Annotated in this window: 19 protein-coding genes; 12 read left to right on the top strand and 7 right to left on the bottom strand. The window is 42.0% G+C overall.

Annotation, left to right across the window (positions count from 1 at the left end; genetic code table 11):
- The first annotated feature begins 42 nt into the window (after positions 1-42).
- From AAU57_RS09860 to AAU57_RS09910, 11 genes are all read left to right on the top strand, one after another.
- Positions 43-1158, top strand: coding sequence for an NAD(P)/FAD-dependent oxidoreductase (locus AAU57_RS09860; protein WP_055412751.1), 1116 nt, complete (start codon positions 43-45; stop codon positions 1156-1158).
- Complete coding sequence (locus AAU57_RS09865) at positions 1155-1871, top strand: methyltransferase domain-containing protein (RefSeq protein ID WP_231717796.1); 717 nt, start codon at positions 1155-1157, stop codon at positions 1869-1871. The genes AAU57_RS09860 and AAU57_RS09865 overlap by 4 nt, the downstream gene beginning before the upstream one ends.
- A complete protein-coding gene (locus AAU57_RS09870; protein ID WP_055412753.1) occupies positions 1855-2910 on the top strand; it encodes a type III polyketide synthase in 1056 nt (351 codons plus the stop codon). Before AAU57_RS09865 ends, AAU57_RS09870 begins: the two co-directional genes overlap by 17 nt.
- Entirely contained in the window at positions 2904-3683 is a 780-nt protein-coding gene (locus tag AAU57_RS09875) for an SDR family NAD(P)-dependent oxidoreductase (RefSeq protein ID WP_055412754.1), read from the top strand. Before AAU57_RS09870 ends, AAU57_RS09875 begins: the two co-directional genes overlap by 7 nt.
- Positions 3684-3688: 5 nt before the next feature.
- Positions 3689-4159, top strand: coding sequence for a 3-hydroxyacyl-ACP dehydratase FabZ family protein (locus AAU57_RS09880; protein WP_055412755.1), 471 nt, complete (start codon positions 3689-3691; stop codon positions 4157-4159).
- A gap of 80 nt (positions 4160-4239) precedes the next feature.
- Positions 4240-5526, top strand: coding sequence for a beta-ketoacyl-[acyl-carrier-protein] synthase family protein (locus AAU57_RS09885; protein ID WP_055412756.1), 1287 nt, complete (start codon positions 4240-4242; stop codon positions 5524-5526).
- A gap of 93 nt (positions 5527-5619) precedes the next feature.
- Positions 5620-5868: an acyl carrier protein gene (locus tag AAU57_RS09890; protein WP_055412757.1), complete on the top strand. Its 249-nt coding sequence runs from the start codon at positions 5620-5622 to the stop codon at positions 5866-5868.
- A 168-nt stretch (positions 5869-6036) separates the two neighbouring features.
- Positions 6037-8598 carry a phosphoenolpyruvate carboxylase gene (locus AAU57_RS09895; RefSeq protein WP_055412758.1) on the top strand — a complete coding sequence of 854 codons (2562 nt, stop codon included), beginning with the start codon at positions 6037-6039 and terminating at the stop codon, positions 8596-8598.
- A gap of 109 nt (positions 8599-8707) precedes the next feature.
- A complete protein-coding gene (locus tag AAU57_RS09900) occupies positions 8708-9331 on the top strand; it encodes a nitroreductase family protein (protein ID WP_055412759.1) in 624 nt (207 codons plus the stop codon).
- Between the two features lie 12 nt (positions 9332-9343).
- Entirely contained in the window at positions 9344-9736 is a 393-nt protein-coding gene (locus AAU57_RS09905) for a hypothetical protein (RefSeq protein WP_055412760.1), read from the top strand.
- Between the two features lie 19 nt (positions 9737-9755).
- Complete coding sequence (locus AAU57_RS09910) at positions 9756-10388, top strand: NADPH-dependent F420 reductase (RefSeq protein ID WP_055412761.1); 633 nt, start codon at positions 9756-9758, stop codon at positions 10386-10388.
- Positions 10389-10592: 204 nt separating this feature from the next.
- Here AAU57_RS09910 and AAU57_RS09915 read toward each other — a convergent pair whose 3' ends face one another.
- The 4 genes from AAU57_RS09915 to AAU57_RS09930 all read right to left on the bottom strand — a co-directional run bounded on the left by AAU57_RS09915 (position 10593) and on the right by AAU57_RS09930 (position 12741).
- The gene (locus AAU57_RS09915) at positions 10593-10898 is read right to left on the bottom strand and encodes a hypothetical protein (RefSeq protein ID WP_055412762.1); all 306 of its coding nucleotides are present in this window, start codon (positions 10896-10898) and stop codon (positions 10593-10595) included.
- A gap of 72 nt (positions 10899-10970) precedes the next feature.
- Positions 10971-11957 carry a TerC family protein gene (locus AAU57_RS09920; RefSeq protein WP_055412763.1) on the bottom strand — a complete coding sequence of 329 codons (987 nt, stop codon included), beginning with the start codon at positions 11955-11957 and terminating at the stop codon, positions 10971-10973.
- 78 nt (positions 11958-12035) lie between these two features.
- Positions 12036-12437 carry an arsenate reductase family protein gene (locus tag AAU57_RS09925; RefSeq protein WP_055412764.1) on the bottom strand — a complete coding sequence of 134 codons (402 nt, stop codon included), beginning with the start codon at positions 12435-12437 and terminating at the stop codon, positions 12036-12038.
- Position 12438: 1 nt separating this feature from the next.
- Entirely contained in the window at positions 12439-12741 is a 303-nt protein-coding gene (locus AAU57_RS09930; RefSeq protein WP_055412765.1) for an HPF/RaiA family ribosome-associated protein, read from the bottom strand.
- Positions 12742-13019: 278 nt separating this feature from the next.
- Between AAU57_RS09930 and AAU57_RS09935 the strand changes: the two genes are divergently transcribed.
- Positions 13020-14885: a T9SS type B sorting domain-containing protein gene (locus tag AAU57_RS09935; protein ID WP_055412766.1), complete on the top strand. Its 1866-nt coding sequence runs from the start codon at positions 13020-13022 to the stop codon at positions 14883-14885.
- Between the two features lie 127 nt (positions 14886-15012).
- On the opposite strand, the gene AAU57_RS09940 is transcribed toward AAU57_RS09935, so the two are convergent.
- Genes AAU57_RS09940 through AAU57_RS09950 form a run of 3 tightly spaced genes read right to left on the bottom strand, consistent with a single transcriptional unit; the run spans position 15013 to position 22036 of the window.
- Positions 15013-16896, bottom strand: coding sequence for an OmpA family protein (locus AAU57_RS09940; protein WP_055412767.1), 1884 nt, complete (start codon positions 16894-16896; stop codon positions 15013-15015).
- A gap of 17 nt (positions 16897-16913) precedes the next feature.
- Positions 16914-17864: a type IX secretion system membrane protein PorP/SprF gene (locus AAU57_RS09945; protein ID WP_055412768.1), complete on the bottom strand. Its 951-nt coding sequence runs from the start codon at positions 17862-17864 to the stop codon at positions 16914-16916.
- A gap of 20 nt (positions 17865-17884) precedes the next feature.
- Positions 17885-22036 (bottom strand): gliding motility-associated C-terminal domain-containing protein, encoded by a 4152-nt coding sequence (locus AAU57_RS09950; protein ID WP_055412769.1) that lies wholly within the window; start codon positions 22034-22036, stop codon positions 17885-17887.
- Between the last annotated feature and the right edge of the window lie 152 nt (positions 22037-22188).

The following is a 22188-nucleotide window of genomic DNA, read 5'->3' on the forward strand; positions in this document are numbered from 1 at the left end:
TTCTCACCACTTGATACGCTGGATCACATCTATCTTTGAGATGTGACTACCCACTACGATATCATTATTTGCGGCGGCGGCCTATCAGGACTTTTTGCTGCCGTTTCTTTATCCCATCAATTTAAAGTCTTGGTCATCGATCCAGACGAATATCCACGCCATAAGATGTGTGGAGAATATTTAAGTGCTGAAGTTTACGGTTTACTTAAAAGTCAAGGAATAGACCTAGACGAATTGACTCCAGCAAAAATTTCTGATTTTGAAATAACCCTTCGCAACGGTAGCCGTATCACATCACCATTACCGCTAGGAGGCTATGGAATTTCACGGCATCATCTGGATCACTCACTTTATCAAATAGCAAAGAAGCGATGCGATTTTGTGAAAGACCGAGTGGTGGATTTACAATCTGCTGGTGAGATTCAAACAGTCATCACGGCAACAGATTCTTATATCTGTAACCAAGTCATTGTCGCAACAGGAAAACGATCGATTCTAGATAAAAAATTACAACGAGACTTTATTCAATCCAAATCAGAATGGCTTGCGGTCAAAATGCATTATCAGTTTGACATGCCCAGTGATAAAGTAGAGCTCCACAATTTTGAAGGTGGTTATGCTGGCCTTTCACAAGTGGAAACAGGCGCTGTGAACTTGTGTTATTTGACGAGTTATAAGTCTTTTAAAAAGTTCAAGGATATTGACACTTTTCAGCGTGAGGTTATGAGCAGGAATGAGAACCTGAAGCAATTCTTTGAAACAGCGACTCCTGTATGGGACAAACCCATTGCCATCTCACAGATTTCCTTTGGTACCAAAGAAATTAAAAACACTGATTTTCTTTTTATAGGTGACAGTGCTGGTTTGATTCATCCTTTATGCGGGAACGGCATGGCGATGGCCATTCACAGTGCGCATATCGCAACTAAACAAGTCACCGAATACCTGCAAGGTAAAACAGACAGACCTGGCATGATGGCATCCTATTCCAAAGAATGGAACAAAGTGTTCCAATCCAGAATGAGATATGGCAGCTGGATCCAGAAAATATTGATTCATGAAAAATGGACCCGTAGGATGTATTTCCTACTTTCTAAACTACCTTTCCTAATGCCCATGATCATTAAGAAAACACACGGTAAATCAGTCCAGCTTTGAGATTTAATTACAATAAACGAAACACAGAAGCCGAGTGGATGGACGACCCTTCACTGGATCCAAACATCTTGGATACGGCGGTGGCAGACATTAATTTGTGCAACACCTTTCTTGGCGGTTACCAGTTCACAAAAAAGGCCATTCTGGATATCATCAAGCAAAATCCTCAGAAAAACTACCGCATTATTGATGTAGGATGTAGTGATGGCGCGATGTTGCGGTATTTGAAAAAGGAATTGCCGCAATATGAATTAGACCTTCTAGGCGTTGATCTAAGCAGCCGTTCTATAGAAAATGCCACGGAGAAGAGCAGAGGTATTGAAGGAGTTCGCTTTCGCGAAAGCGATATTTTCAAAACACCTTTAAAAGAACTAGAATGTGATATCGTGCTGGTAACATTGACCTTGCATCATTTTGGTGAAGATGTGATTCTGGATTTTCTCAAGCGTTTCATGCAAATGGCTGGTCTGGCAGTAATTATAAATGACCTTCATAGACATCCAGTGGCTTATGGTTTCTTTAAATTTTTAAGCCCTATTTTTATACGTAATGAGATCTCGATCCATGATGGATTGATTTCAGTGGCCTCAGGTTTTAGACGTGCAGATTTTGAGCGATACACCGCGGCACTGGAAATAGATGATGACCGATTGATATGGAAGTGGTCGTTCCGTTATATATGGATCATACCAACACATGGGCGTAAAAATTAAGAGCGTTGCCACGGTAACACCGCAGTATTATAAAGAAACCGCAGAAATTCTTCCTTTTGTAGAGACTTGGCTTGCAGATCAGGACGAACGTCTGCGTCGCAAGACCATCAAGATTTTTGAAGGCGCTGCAGTGGATAAACGTTATTCTATTATGGATCCCATCGAGGTGTTCACGAGAACATCCTTTGAGGATCGTAACGAGATTTATAGGCGAGAAGTCGTCCCACTAGCTAGACGCGCTGTTGAGAAGGCACTGGAAAAGGCCAGCTGGAACGCTCAAGATCTGGATTATATCATCACGGTAAGTTGTACGGGAATCATGATACCATCCATCGATGCCTATTTGATCAATGAATTGGACATGCGACAGGATATTGTACGCTTACCAGTAACCGAAATGGGCTGTGTCGCAGGTATTTCTGGATTGATCTATGCCGATAATTTTCTGCGAGCCAATCCCAACAAAAAAGCCGCTGTGGTTGCGATAGAAGCGCCTACAGCAACCTTCCAACTCAATGACTACTCCATGGCAAACATGGTGAGTGCGGCTATCTTTGGAGATGGTTGCGCCTGTGTGTTGCTCTCCTCAAACGAAGATGAAACCGGTCCTACCATAAAAGGTCACGAGATGTACCATTTTCCAGATGCTACGCATATGATGGGTTTTGACCTGGTCAATAGTGGTCTTAAAATGGTACTCGACAAAGAAGTTCCTGAAACCATCGCCTCTCATTTTCCCGCTATTATCCATCCATTTTTAAAAAAGCACGGACTAGAAATAGCAGATGTTGATCATCTCATTTTTCATCCTGGAGGTAAAAAAATAGTACAAACTGTGGAAGCCCTTTTTAGCAAGTTGGGTAAAAATATTGATGATACTAAAGAAGTTTTGCGACTTTACGGCAATATGAGTAGTGCCACGGTTTTATTTGTGTTGGACCGTTTTATGAATAGAAAAGATGTTGCTAAAGGCGATTTAGGTTTAATGTTGAGTTTTGGTCCAGGATTTACCGCACAAAGAATTTTGCTGGAATGGTAAAAGATCTGGAACAAAAATATGGTTTAATTCTGGGTGGCAGTAGCGGTTTAGGCTATGCTACAGCCGTTAAATGTGCCAACCACGGCATGAAGTTGATCGTTATCTATCGTTCAGGTAGAGCACAACAAGAAGCTATAAGTCAGTGTTTTGATAATTTAGAAAACAGTACAGATCATTTGTTTATCAATGCAGATGCCACGAATGATCTTAAGATTCCAACGTTGATAGAACAGATCAAAAAGCATCTGGGCAACAACAAGCTATTTCTTTTTTTGCACAGCATCTCTAAGGGAAATTTAAAACCATTGACAGGCGAGCATCAACTCACTCCAGCAGACTTTGCCCAGACCATCCATTCCATGGGAATCAATTACTATAGCTGGACTCAACAATTGATCTCCAATAATCTTATGGCATCAACGGCTAGATTTTTGAGTTTTACTAGTGAAGGCAACCACAAGCCCATGAAAGGTTATGCAGCTGTAAGTGCCGCCAAAGCCACGCTGGAAGCTCTAACCAGGAATATGGCACTGGAATACGCACCACTGGGAATCACTACGAATTGCATACAAGCTGGCGTGACAGATACTGAAAGCCTCCAGCGCATACCCATGTATGAAGAACTCAAGAAAAACAGCCTGCAGCGCAATCCCATGAACCGCTTGACCCAGCCGCAAGACGTGGCTAACTTGGTCTATTTACTTTGCCGTCCAGAAGCTGCATTTATCAATGGTAGCGTACTAAAAGTCGATGGTGGCGAGTCTTTAACCTAAAAATTATGTTGCTTTCAGAAAAGGAAAAAATAGTGGCCAACCTGCCTTATGGCGATGGTTTCAAGTTTGTCGATCAACTCCTGGAACTCACTGATGATCATGTGATTGGGATATATCGCTTTCGCGAAAGCGAATACTTCTACAAACACCATTTTACCAACAAACCCGTCACACCAGGCGTCATTCTACAGGAATGTATGGCGCAAATTGGTCTAGCCTGCCTCGGAAGCTATTTACTTAAGGATCAACCGTCAAAACCTCAATTTGTCTTTACAGAAGCTCACGTCCATTTTTTGAATCAGGTACTGCCTGGAACCACGGTGATCGTAAGCGCCAAAAAGGAATATTTTCGATTTAATAAGCTTAAAGTTGTCGTTCAAATGCTGGATGAGAACGAACAAAAAATCGCCGAAGGCTGGATGAGTGGTATGATTCTCAATCAACCGCATGATTCAGGTGACCAACCGAATCAGTAAATGTGGAATATCATCTTGAAATCTCCTTCTGCTAATTACAATAATCGGTTTTCTCCCATTTTGTTTCTAGCTTAGCACTTATGAATTCTCAAAAATCGGGTAGAGTAGTGGTCACTGGATTAGGTGTTGTGGCGCCTAACGCTGTTGGGGTTTCCGCTTTCGCGAAAGCGTTACAGCAAGGAACCAGCGGTATAAGATTCCAACAACAATTAACCGATTTAAACTTTGGGTGCCAGGTGGCTGGAACTCCGCAAGTGACTCAAGAACAAATCGATCAATATCTCACGCCGCTACAGCAGCGTGGTTTTAAAGCGAGCGGCATGCTCTATGGTATTATCGCTGGTAAACAAGCTTTTGAAGATGCTGGTTTGAGTATCGCTCCTAAGGAACAAGCTTTAGAAGATTTCGGGATCATTTTTGGAACCGGTCAAAGCGGTGGCGAGAAGTTTAGGGAAGCGATTCATCTTATTGATGATGCTAAAGTACGCAGATTGGGCAGTACGAGTGTGATCCAGACCATGAGCAGTGGTATTAGCGCCTGGCTTGCAGGTGAATTGGGCGCAGGAAATATGGTAACGAGTAATTCCAGTGCTTGTTCTACAGGAACCGAGGCGCTGATCATGGGTTATGAACGTATTGCTGCCGGTAAAGCTAGACAGATGCTCGTGGGATCTACCAGTGATTCAGGACCTTACATTTGGGGTGGATTTGATGCGATGCGCATTTTGCCCACACATTATAATGAGAATCCAGAACAGGCGAGCAGACCGTTTGCGGCGGACGCTGCTGGATTTGTTCCAGGATCTGGTGCTGGAGCTATTTTGTTGGAAAGCTTGGAATCTGCTTTGGATCGCGGCGCCAAGATTTATTGCGAAGTTTTAGGCGGCGCTATTAATGCTGGTGGTCATCGTGGTGATGGCAGCATGACGGCACCTAATGGTGCGGCTGTTCAAAAAGTCATACGACAATCATTGAAAGATGCTGGAATTGATGCGAGTGAAGTGGATGCCATCAATGGACATGTCACCGCTACAGGAAAAGATGCCTATGAAGTGATGAATTGGTCCAAAGCCTTAGACCGATCAGGAACGGATTTCCCGTTTATGAACAGCTTTAAGTCGAGTATTGGACACTGTCTTGCCGCAGCTGGAAGTATTGAATTGGTAGGTAGTATACTTCAGACCCAGGAACAGCAGATTTTTAAAAACAATAATTTAAACGTATTGCACCCAGAAATCGCTGAATTGGTGGATCCCGCCAAAATCCCAAATGAAACCATAACCACTAAGATTGATGTGCTATTGAAGGCAAGTTTTGGATTTGGAGATGTTAATGCATGCACTGTTCTGGCCAGGTTTAAGGACTGATCTAAAGAACTTCATTAAAATAAAAGTTGATAACTGGACTTGCTCTATTTGTTGATGCAAGGCAAATGGGTATCTTTCAAAATAAAAAGCTAGATGACTAAAGAAGAAATACAGGACAAACTCTATTCCATCGTAAAAATCTATTTGCCTCAAGATGTTGATGCAAGCGCAATCCAGCCAAACAGTCACTTAATGAATGATTTAAACATCAATAGCGCCCATCTAGTAGACGTGGCCCTAGATGTTGAAGATGCTTTTGATATCACACTGGATGAAAAAGACATGGAAGAAATGCAAACCGTCAACGACGCTATACGGATCGTGCAGAAGAAAACGGCTTGATTTGAAATTTAGAATTTGATAAATTATCAATTGCCAAAATCATTTTTCCATAATTTGGCTATACATTCTTTGGAAAAACTGAAATTCAGTACGTATATCTACAATATTTAACGTAATCTTTAAGTATATATTCGGCAATCAAGATGTGCTGTAGTACCTTAGCGTACTATGGCACGACTACCCAAACTACAACGATTCGAGAATGAAGTAGCTTCAAAATACCACATATTCAACGGTATTTTTATGACGCTACCTTTTGATAACATTTCCAACACTGGTGGATTGCTCCCTTTGTTTCATACGATTTGTAAACAAGGATTTGAGCTTAAGAAAAACCCTACCGAAATTGTGGAGTATTTCTATGACCGCTACATGCGAGATACCACGAAGGAAGAAAAGGAACAATTGCTCTTTAGCTTTATTCAGTACATCGAGCGTCAAGTGGTGCTCTTTGATGCGATTGAAGATGCAGCTTTTGCTACCGTACAAAACCTAGATGGCCGTGGTACCTTGCGAGGCATCAAAGAAGAAGCTGTTGAACACAAAAAGGAAGCAGAGTTGATTCAGTATCTTAAGGAACTTAAGATCAAGCCAGTGCTTACTGCGCACCCAACGCAATTCTATCCGGGATCTGTGTTAGGAATCATCAATGATTTGAGCGCTGCAGTGACTCGCAATGATATTATGGAAGTCAAATTGCTACTTTCGCAATTGGGGAAAACGCCATTCTTCAAGAAGGAGAAACCAACTCCTTTTGACGAGGCGACAAGTCTCGTTTGGTATCTGGAGAACGTGTTTTACTATGCGATGGGTAACATCTACGATTATATTAAAATCAATTTTCCCGATAATCAAGATTTTGAAAATGCACTTATTGAAGTTGGATTCTGGCCAGGTGGTGACCGTGATGGAAATCCATTTGTAACCACAGATATTACGCTTAACGTGGCACAGAAGCTACGTTCCACTATATTTAAAAATTATTATAGAGACCTGAGAAAATTAGGTCGCAGGCTCACTTTCAAGGGCGTGGAGCAACCGCTCAAAAAACTAGAGCTTCAATGTTATGAAGCTATTACGACTGAAGGTGTGTTGGACTTCACAGCTGCAGATTTGCAAAAGGAACTGGAAGACATCAAGAAAACGGTAGTAGAGCGTCACAATGGGCTGTTTGCTGCAGATCTTCAATCGCTCATCAATAAGATTCAGTTGTTTGGGATTCATTTTTCTGCCTTGGATATACGTCAGGACAGTAGTATTCATGATCAGGTGTTTGATGAATTGTTCGCTTTCGCGAAAGCGAAATTCCCCAACAACTATCAGGATCTATCAGAGCCAGAACAATTGGAGGCTTTGGCAATCGTTAGCGGCGACCTGACCGAAGATGACCTGGACGATGATTATACGAAACGCACCATAGGTAGCATTAGGGCGATTAAAACCATCCAGGAACGTAATGGCGAGAGAGCCTGTCATCGTTACATCATCTCAAATACGCAGACGATCCTGCATATTATGGAAGCTTATGCAATGCTCAAATTGTGTGGAATGCACCACCCAGCGGTTGATGTAGTTCCATTATTTGAAACCGTTCCAGATCTGGTCCATGCACCAGATGTGATGCGCAAATTGTACGGAAACAAGGAATATCGAGCGCATTTGACACGTCGTGGAGACCAACAGCATATCATGTTGGGCTTTAGCGATGGTACCAAAGATGGTGGATACTTGATGGCCAATTGGAGTATTTATAAGGCTAAGGAAGCATTGACGGCTGTAAGTCGTGAATTTGGTATCGAGGTAATATTTTTTGATGGACGTGGTGGACCACCAGCGCGTGGTGGTGGACAGACACACCAGTTTTATGCTTCTATGGGAAGTAAGATTGAATCCAAACAAATACAGTTAACCGTTCAAGGTCAGACTATTAGTTCTAAATTTGGAACGCTCGAGAGTTGTCAATACAACCTTGAGCAGCTCTTAAGTAGTGGAGTTTCCAACGCGATCTACAACAGCGAGGAAAATGATTTTACAGCGGAAGAAGCTGCTACCATGGATGCGCTGGCAGACTATAGTTATGAAACTTACATGGCTTTTAAGCAGCATCCTAAGTTTTTACCGTATCTGGAAAACATGAGTACGCTCAAGTATTATGCGATGACCAATATAGGTAGCCGACCCAGCAAACGCGGTAGCAGTAGCGAGCTTAAGTTCAAGGACTTGAGGGCCATTCCTTTTGTGGGATCCTGGAGCCAATTAAAACAGAATGTACCTGGTTTTTATGGTGTAGGAACAGCATTAGAAAAGATGAAGGAAGCTGGGAAATGGAGTGAGGTTGAAGCTTTGTACAAGCACTCTAAATTCTTCCGTACATTACTGGATAATAGCATGATGAGCTTGACCAAGTCTTTCTTTGGTTTAACTGCCTATATGCAAGATGATGAAGAATATGGAGCGTTCTGGACGTTAATTCACGATGAATATAAACGCACAAAAGCCTTAATGCTGGAACTATCTGGCATGAAGGAATTAATGGAAAACGAACCTGCTGGAAAAGCCAGTATTTTGGCTAGGGAAAACATTGTATTGCCATTATTGACCATACAGCAATTTGCCTTGAAACGCATCCAGGAAATGGGTCAGGAAGATTCTGAAGATCGTAAAATCTACGAGCGATTAGTGACGAGATCACTTTACGGTAACATCAACGCCAGTAGAAACAGCGCCTAGTCAACCGCTATCGTTAAATCCATCCAAATGCGTGTTTAAGTATTCTTAAACGTGCATTGATCCTTTTATAGCATTGTATTTTTAAGAAACTAACTTAAAAAACATTGCTATGAGCGATCCTAAGACTGACGTATTAAAAAAAACTCCAACTGATCATGAGATCCACGATCTCATCAAAAATCGATGGAGTCCACGAGCTTTTGCAGATACTCCCGTAAGTGATACAGATCTCCAATCTTTATTTGAAGCCGGTCGATGGGCAGCTAGTAGTAATAATTGGCAACCTTGGAATATCGTTTGGGGAAAGAAAGGTAGCGAAGCCTATGATCGCATCATGAATGTGTTGGTTGAATTCAACCAAGGTTGGGCTAAAAATGCTCCAGTACTGATGCTAGGTGTTTTCGACAAAAAAACTCCAGATGGTAAGGATAACTTTCATGCTTTACATGATTTAGGTCAATTTAGTGCTAACATGGCGATCCAGGCACAGAGTATGGGAATCGCTATTCATCAAATGGCAGGTTTAGATCACGAAAAAGCTCTCAAAGAATTTAAATTTCCTGATACCTATCACGTTGCTACCGCCATTGCCGCAGGATATTATGGTGGAGAAGTGAGCGATGTTCCCGAAGATTTACAAAAAGAAGAGAAAAGCGAGCGTAAACGCAAAAAGCAAGATGAATTTGTCTTTAATGGAGATTATGTCGAGCGCGCAGATGTAAGCGAATCGTAAAAGCGGCTTTTTATGTCTAATAAGAAACTTGCTTATCACAGCTTCAGACTTGCGATGGGAATCAGCATTTTGATTCATGGCGCAGTTAGAATACCTAAACTAACTCAGGTAGCTGATGGGATTAGTGCAGAATTTGCAGATACTTTATTGCAAGGAACGCCATCACTTATTGCCGGATACTTTATTCCTCTTGCAGAACTGTTAGTAGGAATAGGAATCTTGATAGGATGGAAGGTCATACGTTATGCCCTAGCAGCTGGTATCGCTTTGATGGGAATTCTTATGATAGGAACATGCCTCATCGAAAACTGGGCAGCTTTACCGTCACAAATAATTCATGCGATCGCGTTTTACCTCTTATTAATGAGTTCATTAACGTGGCAACCTAGACAAAAAGATTATTAATTATTAAAAAATAGCTGATATGAAAATTGGAATAATTGGAAGTGGAAACATAGGTGGTAATCTAGGAAAGCATTGGGCCAAAGCAGGTCATGAAGTATTGTTCTCCAGTAGGCATCCTGAGGAGTTGAATGACTTAGTACGCGATGCTGGTGGCGATGCAAAAGCGGTAAGCGTCGCAGAGGCTTGGGAAGCTAATGCTGATGCTTATTTACTAGCTACACCATTCTGGGCAGTAGATAAAACTGCCGAGTTATATGCTGGTGAGTACAAAAACAAGGTGATCATTGATGCTACAAATCCATATCCGGATAGAGATGGAGAAATGGCTCAAGAAGTGAGAGATGGTAATTTAAACAGCAGTGAGTATGTGGCGACTAGATTCAATACTGCTCGCACGGCCAAAGCTTTCAACACGATTCATGCTGAGCACTTAAAGGAACGCGCTTTTCGCGAAAGCGATAAGCTAGCAATTCCTTTTGCAGCTCAAGATGAAACCAGTAAACAAACGACCGAACAGTTGATACGCGATATAGGTTTTGATCCCGTATATGTTGGTGATCTTGCCGCTACTAAAGACATGGAAGTGGATCATAAGGTTTACGGCAAGTCCGTCACGGCAGATGAGATGCGTGATCTTTTGGGTGTTAGATAGTTACAAGAAACCTTTTATAATGAAGAAAGCCACGATTCTATAGGATCGTGGCTTTTATTTTTAGCTAATAAAAACTTACCTCGATTAATGTAGAGGTAAGTCTAAGGCAATGTAAAGTAGTTAAGTGTTTGCACTAATCAATGTCCCAGTACAGTCACAACTATTAAAAAAGGTCAGGTTTTTAGGGGAAACCTGTATCCCTTTTTAAGCAGATGCTACCATCTGGCGCTGTTGTTCATTAAACATGAAGGCTAATTCAGGTTTAATCGTTTTAAAGGCATTCTTGAAATTTGTACCAGATTGCTCGATGACCACACTGTCATTGCTCTTCAAACGTATCTGCATCTTAAGCGTGCTGATAAGTTTGTCTCGGTTGTCAAAAGTTCGACTTAGAAAGCAGTAAACTGTAGAGATGTGAGAGTCCTCTCCCATAAGCTCTTCTAAAGAATCAGTAATAAACTCCTCCAGTTTTTTGCTTCTAGTTAAGTGGTTATAGTTGAAGTGTACCATATTAAAATAATTTGATACTAATATACCGACTAAAAACACCTAAATATCGATAAACGGGTGTTTTAACACTTTTTAGGGCTTTTTATCGGTATTGAGTGACTCTTTAACGTTTTGTCGATCTTTTTCGTCGGTAGGTTTGAGACTTGAAAAGAGCATTCCTAAGCCTAAAGCGAGAATGATTACCGCAAGAGAAAGCCATTCTGGGAACTCGACATGGTGCACTAAAATGAGCTTGATACCTACAAAGGCAAGTATAACCACCAGACTGTAATGTATGTATTGGAATTTATCAAGTAAGTTGGATAGGAAGAAGTACATGCTACGCAATCCCATGATCGCAAGGATATTACTGGAGAAAACCAAAAATGGATCTGCAGTGATCGCTAAAATCGCAGGAATCGAATCCAGCGCAAATAAAATATCGGTTAGCTCAATAACGATCAAGGCAAGGAATAGAGGTGTAGCAATCCGTTTCCCCATTTTATGGACAAACATTTTTTGTCCGTCAAGCGTGTTGGTTACTGGAAATAACTTGCGAGCGAATTTATACACATAGGACTTTTCTGGATCAAAATCCTCATCATGCGAGGTCAACATATTGTAGGCCGTATACAATAGGAAGGCACCAAAAACATAAGTCATCCAGCTTACCTCATTAATCAATGCCACGCCAAACAATATCATGAGTGCTCTAAAGACAAGCGCACCTACAATTCCCCAAAATAGAACGCGATGCTGATATTTTAAAGGTATGGAGAAGGATTTGAAGATAACGGCAATGACAAAAATGTTATCGATGCTTAAGGACAACTCAATCAAATAACCTGTCACGTATTTAAGAGCAGCATTGGAAGCCGTGAGGTCATCCGGATTTGCGATCCAGCCGTTTTGATAAATGAGGTAAACGGCACCGGTAAATGCCAGAGCAATTCCTACCCAAAGTGCGGTATATTTTGAGGCTTCCTTGGTGTCAATCACATGTGCCTTGCGATTAAAAACAAATAAGTCGAGCACTAGGAAAATGCTCACAAGAATGATGAAAGAAACCCAAACAATCATAAATAGTAGAATTTAAAAACGAAGGCTGTAAAAGAAAAAGATTCCTCTACAGCCTTAGTTGTGTACAAAGATACAATCTTACGGTATGTTTACCGCTGCCGTATCTGTGTCAAAAAATTGAGTGATATCACCATAAAGTTTTGCAACAATGGCTTTTTTGCCTTTGACTGCAATAGGGTAAATCAACATATCCGGTTCGTGTTGTAGAATTTTGATAGCACCGTCGTTATCCAGTTTCACGTGCTCACCATGTTTTTGTACAAAAGCACTATGATCTGTTGGGATTAGGTCCTTAACTTGTATACCTAATAGATCTGCGAGTTCTGTGAAAAAAGTGCCCGTCAATTTTTGTTTGGTAACGTCTATAGCGTTCAAATTATCGTCAGCAGATTTTGCATAGGCAAAGATCTCCTTATGATTCTTGATGTCGCTGTTGTAGATAAGCGTTATCTCGTGCTCGTCTGTTGCAATTGATACCATCCTAGTGATTTATCATATCTGCCTTGCGCTTCTCACATTGTGTTTTGAGTTGGGCAACGACTTTCTTTACAGACTCTTTAAAGGTATTGTGTGATTCTTCGGCAAAAAGTCTAGGTCCAGGTGCGCTTAGGCGTATTTCTGCGATCATACCGGTTTCACGGCTGGAAGTATTTTCTAATCTAAAAAATACATCTGCTCTGGTGACCCAGTTGTAGCGATCAAATATAGGTTGAAGTTTTTCAGCGGTATAAGCCTCTAATTCTTGGCTTCCTGTAACGTGTTGGTAGTTGAAATTTATGGACATAAATGTATGTTTTTGATTAAAGATACTTTGCGGATGAGGATCTCATCCCTAATTTAATCAATTCTTAGCATTGATTTACATATTATTTAAGGTTATTGAGAATTCAGCAAAAATGCAGTAAAACTTAAGCGGATTTCCCCTACAATTTCAAATGTCTTAGAATCATTTGATTAAATCACTTTAGCTATTATTTCCTGACTTCACGTCGGGAAAAAGAGTGATGATTGATGGTTAGAGCCGCCAACTCAAAATGAATGTTGTTCTATTATCTTCGTAATATGAAAAAGATGATATTTTTTGTGGTGATGGTGGGAAGTTTCGCTTTCGCGAAAGCGCAATTAGGATTTTGCTCTGGTGCATCCAGTGAAGCAATTTTTACCGAAACCTTTGGCAGTGGAACCACGAGCGGTCCACCATTGACAGCGGTTCAAACCGGCTATACTTTTGTGAACTCCAATACGCAAGACGGTCAGTACACGATTTCCAGTAATTTGCAGCAGCTGGGTAGCTTTCATAATGTAGGTGATCATACCGGTGATGCTAACGGAAAGGCCTTTATTGTTAATGCTTCCTTTGATTCTGACCAATTTTACCAAACGACCATAAACGGACTGTGCGAGAATACCAACTATGAATTTAGCGCTTGGATCATCAATTTGCTTAACGGTTCCAACAATGTATGTGCTGGTCGTGAGGTACCCGTGCAGGTGCGTTTTGAAATATGGGACGTGACCGATACCAACAGGCTTGCCCAAGGCGTCATGGATCCCAGGTTTGCAGAAAACCAACCCGTATGGATACAATACGGATTGACCTTCACCACAGCAGCAGGTCAGAATGGATGTATCTTAAAGATGATCAATGAAGGTGATGGCGGCTGCGGTAATGATCTTGCGATTGACGATATCGTGTTCCGTACTTGTGGTGACGTGGTGCAGTTGGAAGACGCAAACAACGACACGGAAGCTTTTAGATGCATCAACGATCCCAGTGAAGCCATTACATTGACCATCAACACCAGCGAATCCATTTATGATAGCCCTGAATATCAATGGCAAACCAGTACTGATGGACAAAATTTTACGGACATCAATGGTGAAAACGGAAACTCATTCACTTCACCAACATTGACAGCGACGACGTTTTATCGGGTAAAAATCGCCGAAGACGCCGTGAATCTCATTGGAACAGAATGCGCCAATTTTTCTGATATTTTTGAATATAGGGTAGTGGACGTTCCCGAACCAACACCGATAGAAGATGATGTCGTGAGCTGTGCTGGAGAAGGCGCAACTCTTGAAGTGAGCGTAGCCAATGGTTTTGTCGTGGACTGGTACGATTCAGCTACTGGCGGTAACTTTTTACAGTCTGCCAGTAATACGTTGCAGGTAACCCAAACTGGAACCTATTATGCCCAAACCAGAGATTTTGCTTCGGGATGTGTGAGTTCTAATAGAGTTGCTATCGACTTTACGGTAAGCAATCCTCCAGTGGTGAGTGGTCAGGATTTAGTGGTTTGTCCAGATGAGAATGTCCTTTTGGATACTGGATTTACTGGCCTGGCGACCTATGAATGGAGTACGGGCGAACGCACGCCCACCATACAGGTAATTGGTGCTGGCACGTATACCGTAGAAGTCACCAATCCCAATGGATGCTCGTCTACCGCAACTTTTACGATTAGCACCATCGATGCGCCTCAAATCCTGGAATTACAGGAAAACGGAAACATACTCACAGTCATCACCAATGACGGTGATTTCCAGTACAGATTCAACAACGGTCCATACCAAAGAAGCAATGATTTAGATATTACTGGCGTGTTACAGGCTGTGGTAGAAGTAAGCGATTTGCAAAACTGTACCACGGTAACTCAAACCTTCAATAGGTTGGGCATCAACCAATTTTTCACACCCAACAATGACGGATTCAACGACGTCTGGGAAGTAGGCAATCTTGCTGCATTTCCTGGCGCTCGTGTAGAGTTGTTTGATAGGTTTGGGAAGCTTTTAAAAGTCATGACGGCGACAGATCCCAGCTGGAACGGTACTTTCAACAACGAGCCATTGCCCAGTACAGATTATTGGTATCGCATCATTTACGACAATAGGGAAGTGACCGGCCATTTTTCTTTGAAGCGATAAAGTTTTTAGGGAATTCGCTTTCCTGCCTGTCCGGCAGGCAGGCGCGAAAGCGAACTCATCAACAGACTATAACAAAAAATCCAGATGGTGAATGCCATCTGGATTTTTTTATAGGTGGAAACTGCTTTTAATTCAGGATCTTGAACTCACTTCGTCTATTCAAACGGTACTCTTCTTCAGTACACATGCCTTCGTTAACACATTTGTTTAAAGGTTGCATTTCACCATAACCAATGCTTCTCAAACGATCCCTGTCAATTCCTTTACTCACGATGTATTCAAGAGTAGCAGCGGCGCGTCTATTCGATAGATCTAAATTATATTCTGCCGGGCCACGTACATCTGTGTGAGAAGATATCTCGATTTCCATTTCTGGATATTTATTCAAAATGTCCACTAAATTATCCAGCGTTGCTGCAGCTTTCGGTTTGATAACGGACTCATCAAAGTCAAAGAAGATCTGGTCCAGTTCTACCTGAGTATCACCTTTACGGTCCTGTCTGATCATATCTTCTGCATCGTCATAAGAAAGTAAGGTCAGTAAAATATCATGGCTTATTTTTCCATTTTTATCTGTAGAGAAATCTACGTTTTGAGGTATGTACAATTTACGAGTTCCTCTAATGGTATACTTTCTATTAGGTTTGATCTTGAAAAAGTAACGGGCATCTTCTCCCACGATAGCATCGTCGATAACCGTACCGCGCTCATCCAGAAGGGAAACCAGCGACTCTGGAAGTAGTTTATTGGTGATGCTGTCTTTCACAACACCGCCAACGGCGTATTTATCCAGCATATTTTCTTCACGAAAGGACTCATACAACACATCTGTACCGCTACGATTGGATGAAAACCAGGCTCTATCCAGGTTCTCATCAACGATATAGGCAAAGTCGTCTCTTGAACTATTGATGGTAGATCCTAAATTGATAGGTTTTTCAAAAGTACCATTTACCATATCACTTCTATGAATATCCAGACCACCTAATCCAGGTTTACCGTTGGTCGCATAATACAAAGTATTAGTGCCACTGATGTATGGAAATTGATCCAGGTGTTGGGTATTGATATCCTCGCCTAAATTGACTGGTTCGCCATAGGTTCCATTACCAAGAATGTCCACTTTGTAAATATCAAACTCTCCATAACCACCAGGCATGTTGCTGGAATAGTATAAGGTAGAACCGTCTTTGCTCAAAGAAGGATGTTGATTGCTATAGGTCTCATCGTTAAATGGCAACGAAGTAATATTGGTCCATTGACCGTCAACCAATTCTGCTCTAAAAATCTGCATATTGGAAACAGGCATACCGTCTACCTTGACGCGTTCCTCATTATTTCTATTGAAATACATAACCGTACCAGCTTGGTTAAATACAGCATTGCTTTCATGTAAATCTGTGTTGACGGCCTCAAAAGCTTCAACAGATTTCAAGGAACCGTTGCGATCTAAAGTTGCCGTGTATAAATCCAAATAGGGCAGTCCGTTCCAGGCATAAATGGGACGCTCCTTATTTCTAGAAGACGCAAAGACTACTTTATCATTACCCATAAAAGACATCCCAAAATCGCTATTGGAACCATTGTTTGCCATAGGCCTAACATTGAAAGTGTGCGGCGTGCTTAACTCAAGATCTTTAAGGAATTCTCTGGTATTCCACGATTGACCTTGATAATAAAGCATATAGCTATCTGCTTTGTCATAATCCTTGATTGCCATGAGTGACTGTGCATATCTATAAATACGATCATAGTCTTCTATAACGCCACCTTTATCTTCTACTTTGGAATAAGTAAAAGCTGCTTTATCCATGTCACCAACATAGTAATAACAATCCCCTAATTTTTTAAGTACCTCAGTGGTAGGCTTTAGGTTTTCGTAATTTTTGATGGCTTCAACATAGGCTTGATTTTTATAAAGCCTATTGGTTTGCTTCAAGCTTAGCTCTTGTGCTTGGGCGCAAAATGAGGTGCATAGCCCCATGAGCAGAATTGTAATTCGTAATCTCATAATGTCTCGGTGTCTTATTAAAAGAATCTTGGGGAACGGTCAAAACCTCTGTCCCAAACTTTTGATTGTATATTAAAGAGTAGCATGATCTCGTGGGAACCTGTATTGTAATTCCCTAGATTGTTTACAGTATAATCATAGGCATAACCAACTCTCAAGTTGGGCGCTATTCTATAATTGACCAGTCCAGAAACCGCATCTCCAAATCTATAGGCTACACCAGCTTCAAATTTTTCATTAAACAACACATTAGCCGTCAGGTCTAGTGTTAACGGTGCTCCTTTTACACCTCGTAGTAAGAAGGCTGGCTTTAGTTTTATTTCGTCATTGAGGTCCATCACGTAACCACTGGTCAAGAATAAATGAATATCCTGAACTCCTGTTGACTGTACACCATTATCATTTTCTAGGTGTGTAGTGGTCAATAAATTTGGAGCCGATAATCCTGCATAAAACCTATCGGTATAATAGAAAGCTCCAGCACCAACATTAGGGAATGTCTGATTGATGTTATCCCTAAAGGCAATATCAGTATCCGTACCACCAGATTGTAGGGTGAAGCCATCAAAATTTGCATCAAATAATGTCACTCCAGCTTTTAAACCAAGGGATAATTTCCCTTGTTCAGAAACAGGTAGTATGTACGCAAAGTCTGCATAGATATTATTCTCAGTAACTACGTTACCAATATCATCATTGGTAAAGGATAAGCCCAGTTCGATGCGATCATTTACTGGATAATGAACAAAAAAGGAAGCCGTTTTAGGCGCTCCTTCAATGCCTGCCCATTGAGATCTGTACAAAGCTCCCAAATTGATCTCCTGCTGGTTGCCAGTGGCATAAGCAGGATTGATGATCTTTTGATTGTACATGTATTGCGTGAACTGTGGATCCTGTTGTGCAGTGGCCTTACAAAGCATACCTAAGGTAAAAGCTAGGAACAGACCGATTGTATAGTTGTTTTTCATGTGTGTCATCTTTCTGGCTTCTATCTACTTATGTATAATCTTCCTTGTCTAGGTTTAGTGCTACCGTCATTGAATTTCAAGATGTAGAAATAAACACCTACCGGCAATTGACCGTTGCTAAATAAGGCATCTTGATTAGAGGTACCGTCAAATCTTGGTGTGCTATCCACACCTTTATAGACCAGTATTCCGTTTCTGTTATAAATCTCCATTTCGAAGTTTGGATACAAGAATCCAAGATTATCAATATCAAAAGTATCATTGACGCCATCATTGTTAGGAGAGAAGCCATCAGGTACAACGACGTCACCACACGCTGTAAGATCTGGAGTAACGGCTAGTCGCACACTGCTCTCACAAGCAGAAGCAGGATCAACAATCACCGCATAATAAGTCGTATCTCGAGACAATAAGGTGGATAAGGATAACGGTGACGTGCCGTTTGCTTCTGCATACCATTGGATGTTGTTTGCAGTAGCATCATATTCATTAATGTTGCGAGTCAAGTCCAACAACGTCGGATTGTCATTTACACAAAACGAGCCTCCATCTGCAGTCAGTGTTGGAGTAGGAGCATCATTTATAATGGCACTAACTTGTACTCGTTGATCTGATTCACAACCCGTATTACTGGTTTGGGTAGCAAAATAAGTCGCACCATCTACAAGTAATGTATCATCTGACAACGGTGTGGTGGCATCTACAGAATCGTACCATGTGATCGTTTCACCGGTAACCGCTGCATCTAGATCCATTACCATAGGCATCTCGCTAGCACAAAATGTCAAACTCGCTGATGTCACTGTTGGAGGCGCTGTTTCTTCAATCATGACGTCCACCTGCGATACGGCATCCGTACTACATGGAGACGTAGCCGCAACAGTGTACGTATAAATTCCAGCTGTATCCACGGCAGGGTCAAAAATATTTCCGCCGTTTGCCAATTGTGGAGACCAAACGCCATTGGTGTCCGGCGTGCCACCTAGGCTAGCAGTCAAATCAAATGGTGCATCAATTTTACAAATCATGATGGTGGAACTCGTGCCCGCATCTGGAGCAGCGGTTACAGTAACTTCAACTGTAGCACTGGATGTGTTACAACCATTCATTACGGTATAGGTATAGGTGCCAGCTGGATCAACGGCTGGATCAAAAACACCGGTGTTACTGGTTAAGGCAGGTGACCAAGTTCCGCCAGCATCTGCTGCGCCCAATAGACTAAATAAATCTACTGAGGCATTATCAGAACAAAAATCAATGCTGGTACTCGTTCCTGCACTAACTGGATTTTGAACCGTTACTGTTGTGAGTGTGGAACTATTACCACATGGTGCTGTACCGGTAATGGTGTACTCAAAAGTGTAGGTTCCAGGAGCGACGGCGCTAGCGTCAAAAGTAGAGCCAGTTAAAGCTCCAGATCCATCCGTGTCCACCCAAGTTCCTCCAGCATCCTGAGTGCCATCCAATGCTGTAAATAGATCTACAGCGCTATTATCGCTACAAACCGTGATAGGTGCAGCAACTCCTGCATTGGGAGTTTGATTGATGGTAACGGTCACTGCAGTAGAAACAGATGATTCACAGTTGGTTACTGAATCTGTCTGAGTAGCGTAGTAGTCTTCACCATCCTGTAAAGCATCTGTTGAAGCAACCAAATTGGTCAATTCGGCATCGCTATACCATTGAATAATAGTACCTGTGGCGCTGAGATCCGATACGGTGGCTTGATCACAAAACTCCTGTGTAGCTGGAGCCACAGGCGCTGCGATATCATTTATGGTGACCGTAATGGTTTCAGAATCGTCAACACAACTTCCTATACCTGTAACCGTGTAGGTAAAATTATAGGAACCTTGTGATAAGGCGCTCAAGTCAAGGATATTGTTAGTTAAGGCACCAGTGGCATCATCATCATTCCAGGTACCATTGGTATCATTACCTGCTAACTGATTGAAGAGATCCAACTGTTGACCAGCGGTAACATCTTCCAAACAAATCTCAAAGTCAGTTCCTGTACCAGCCTCTGGCGGATCAGTAACCGTAACGGTAACTGTGGATGTTGCCGTACAACTAGCATCAGTAATGGTATAAGTAAAACTATAGGAACCTACCGCTAATAGTGTCAAGTCTACGTTATCGCCATTAAGTGCTCCAGTCGCATCATCGTCTGACCAATCGCCACCTGCATCTTCACCAGTTAGTTGATTGAATAAATCAAGCGGAGAGACTGCAGCTGCGTCTGTTTCACAAACTTCAAATGGAGTAGGAGTTCCTGCTTCAGGCAGCTCTGTGATGATCACGGTGACTGTTACATCGTCATCCGTACAGTTACCTATGGCTGGTACGGTATAGGTAAAGTCAAAACTACCAGTTCCCAGAGTGGTTAAATCAATGGGGTTGGTTACTGCCGTACCACTTGAATTGGATCCTGCAAACCAAGTACCATTCGTGTCTTGCGTGCCATCCAATAATGAGAACAGATCAAACGGCGAACTTCCTGCAGCCGCGTCTTCACAAACCTCAAATGGAGTTCCTATATAGTTACCAGATTCTGGTGCTGGTTGGATAACGATGCTAATCGACTCACTATCGGTACAAGAACCATTGTCGATGGTATAGGTAAACACGTAAGGGCTTCCTTCCACAGCAAAGCCAGTGATGTCGATACTGTTGGCTACCGTTGTGTTTGACGCATCAGTCCAGGTGCCATTGTTGTTATCTTGAGAACCATCTAAAGCATCAAATAAATTAAAAGGAGAATTCTGGTCGATCTCGTTCTCACAAATTTCTGCAGGGACAGCAGTTCCTGCATTGGGATCTTCCAAAATAATTACCTGTACCGTCGTGTTATCTTCAGGGCAAGGATTTGGATCCAAATTCTGACTGTACGTAAAATTATAGGAACCAACTGCCAAGGTTGTAAAATCAAAAGTAGAGGAGACCGTTGGATCAGAGCTGGTCGTTCCTTGGGTCCATCTACCACCTGCATCTTCATCATCAATCAATTGGAATAAATCATAGGCCGTCGGCGCCTGTGACTCACAAAAAGTCAACGGACTCAAGCCAGAAGCAACACCAGAAGATAAAATTTCATTAACGACAATGGTAATAGTCGCTGTTTGATCTGGACATGGATCAGTACCAGGAACCGTGTACACATAGTTATAGGATCCAGGTGTCAATGCACTAATATTAGTGGTTCCCGTATTACCATTAGTAATGGTTGTAGGGCCTTCCCAAGTACCTGTGGTATCTGGATTCCCTGTCAATAACGGAAAAAGATCAAAATCATCTTGAGGTAGGTTATCGATACAGTATTGCTGGGTCGTTCCTACACCTGGAACAGGTGGCTCTGCAATGCGAACGGTAACTGCCACAGCTTCACTCTCACAAAAGAAATTGTCTGCTTGTACGTAGTAGGTTTCTCCATCAATCAACAAAGTAGTAGGAGACAAGGATGGTGGTATTGGACTGTTATCACTATCCACCTCACTATACCAGTTGAAGTTATTGGTCGTTCCTGGATCAAGGTCTGCTACAGTAGGTGCAGTATCAGAACAAAAATCTTGAGTGGTTGGTGGACTAGGAGCAGCTGGTGAATCAAAGACGGCGATACTACCAGATTCTATCTGACTTCTACAGCCTGCGTTGTCCACAAATACGATAAAGTAATTTGCATTTCTTGGTAAGGCCTCTGCTGGCTGGCGTTGATCTGTTAGTGCAAAATCTGAATAGATTTCTACGGATCCTCCAGTAGGGACATTAGGAGCAAGCGCCTGATTGATATAGGATTGAATAGTGGGATTCTCGTTATCACAAAAAATGGCTTCTAGACTTTGGCCGCTGGGATCTACCGTAAAATCTACGACCAGCTCATCACGAGTACCACAATTTCCTGTGGTGTCACCCGCATAATAAGTGCCTTGTCGCACGAGTTGGGATGGTGGTATGGGCGATCCACCAGTAGGATTAGCATACCACCTTATAGGATTGGCGCCAGGATTGGCAAATGCATTTAAGTCTTGAAAAGTCAGTCCAAAGGCATCACAAATCACTTGAGGTGAAGCGGTCACCGTTGGACACTGTGCCTGTGCGTGTAGCATGGGCAGGAACAGCAGCAGGAACAACAGCCATGGTGTTGGCAGTAAGTTACTTACGTAGTTTTTTTTCATAAAATAGCTTCCTATATAAATTAATTACAAATTGATCAAGGGGAATTGGTGTGATATGGGTTGATTGGTTTAAGAGGCTAATATAGAAGAACCGCGGTTATAGACCACTTTAATCTGATAAATATTACGATTGTCGTTAAATTTTATCGACG

This window comes from Nonlabens sp. YIK11, from assembly GCF_001413925.1.
Classification (GTDB): domain Bacteria; phylum Bacteroidota; class Bacteroidia; order Flavobacteriales; family Flavobacteriaceae; genus Nonlabens.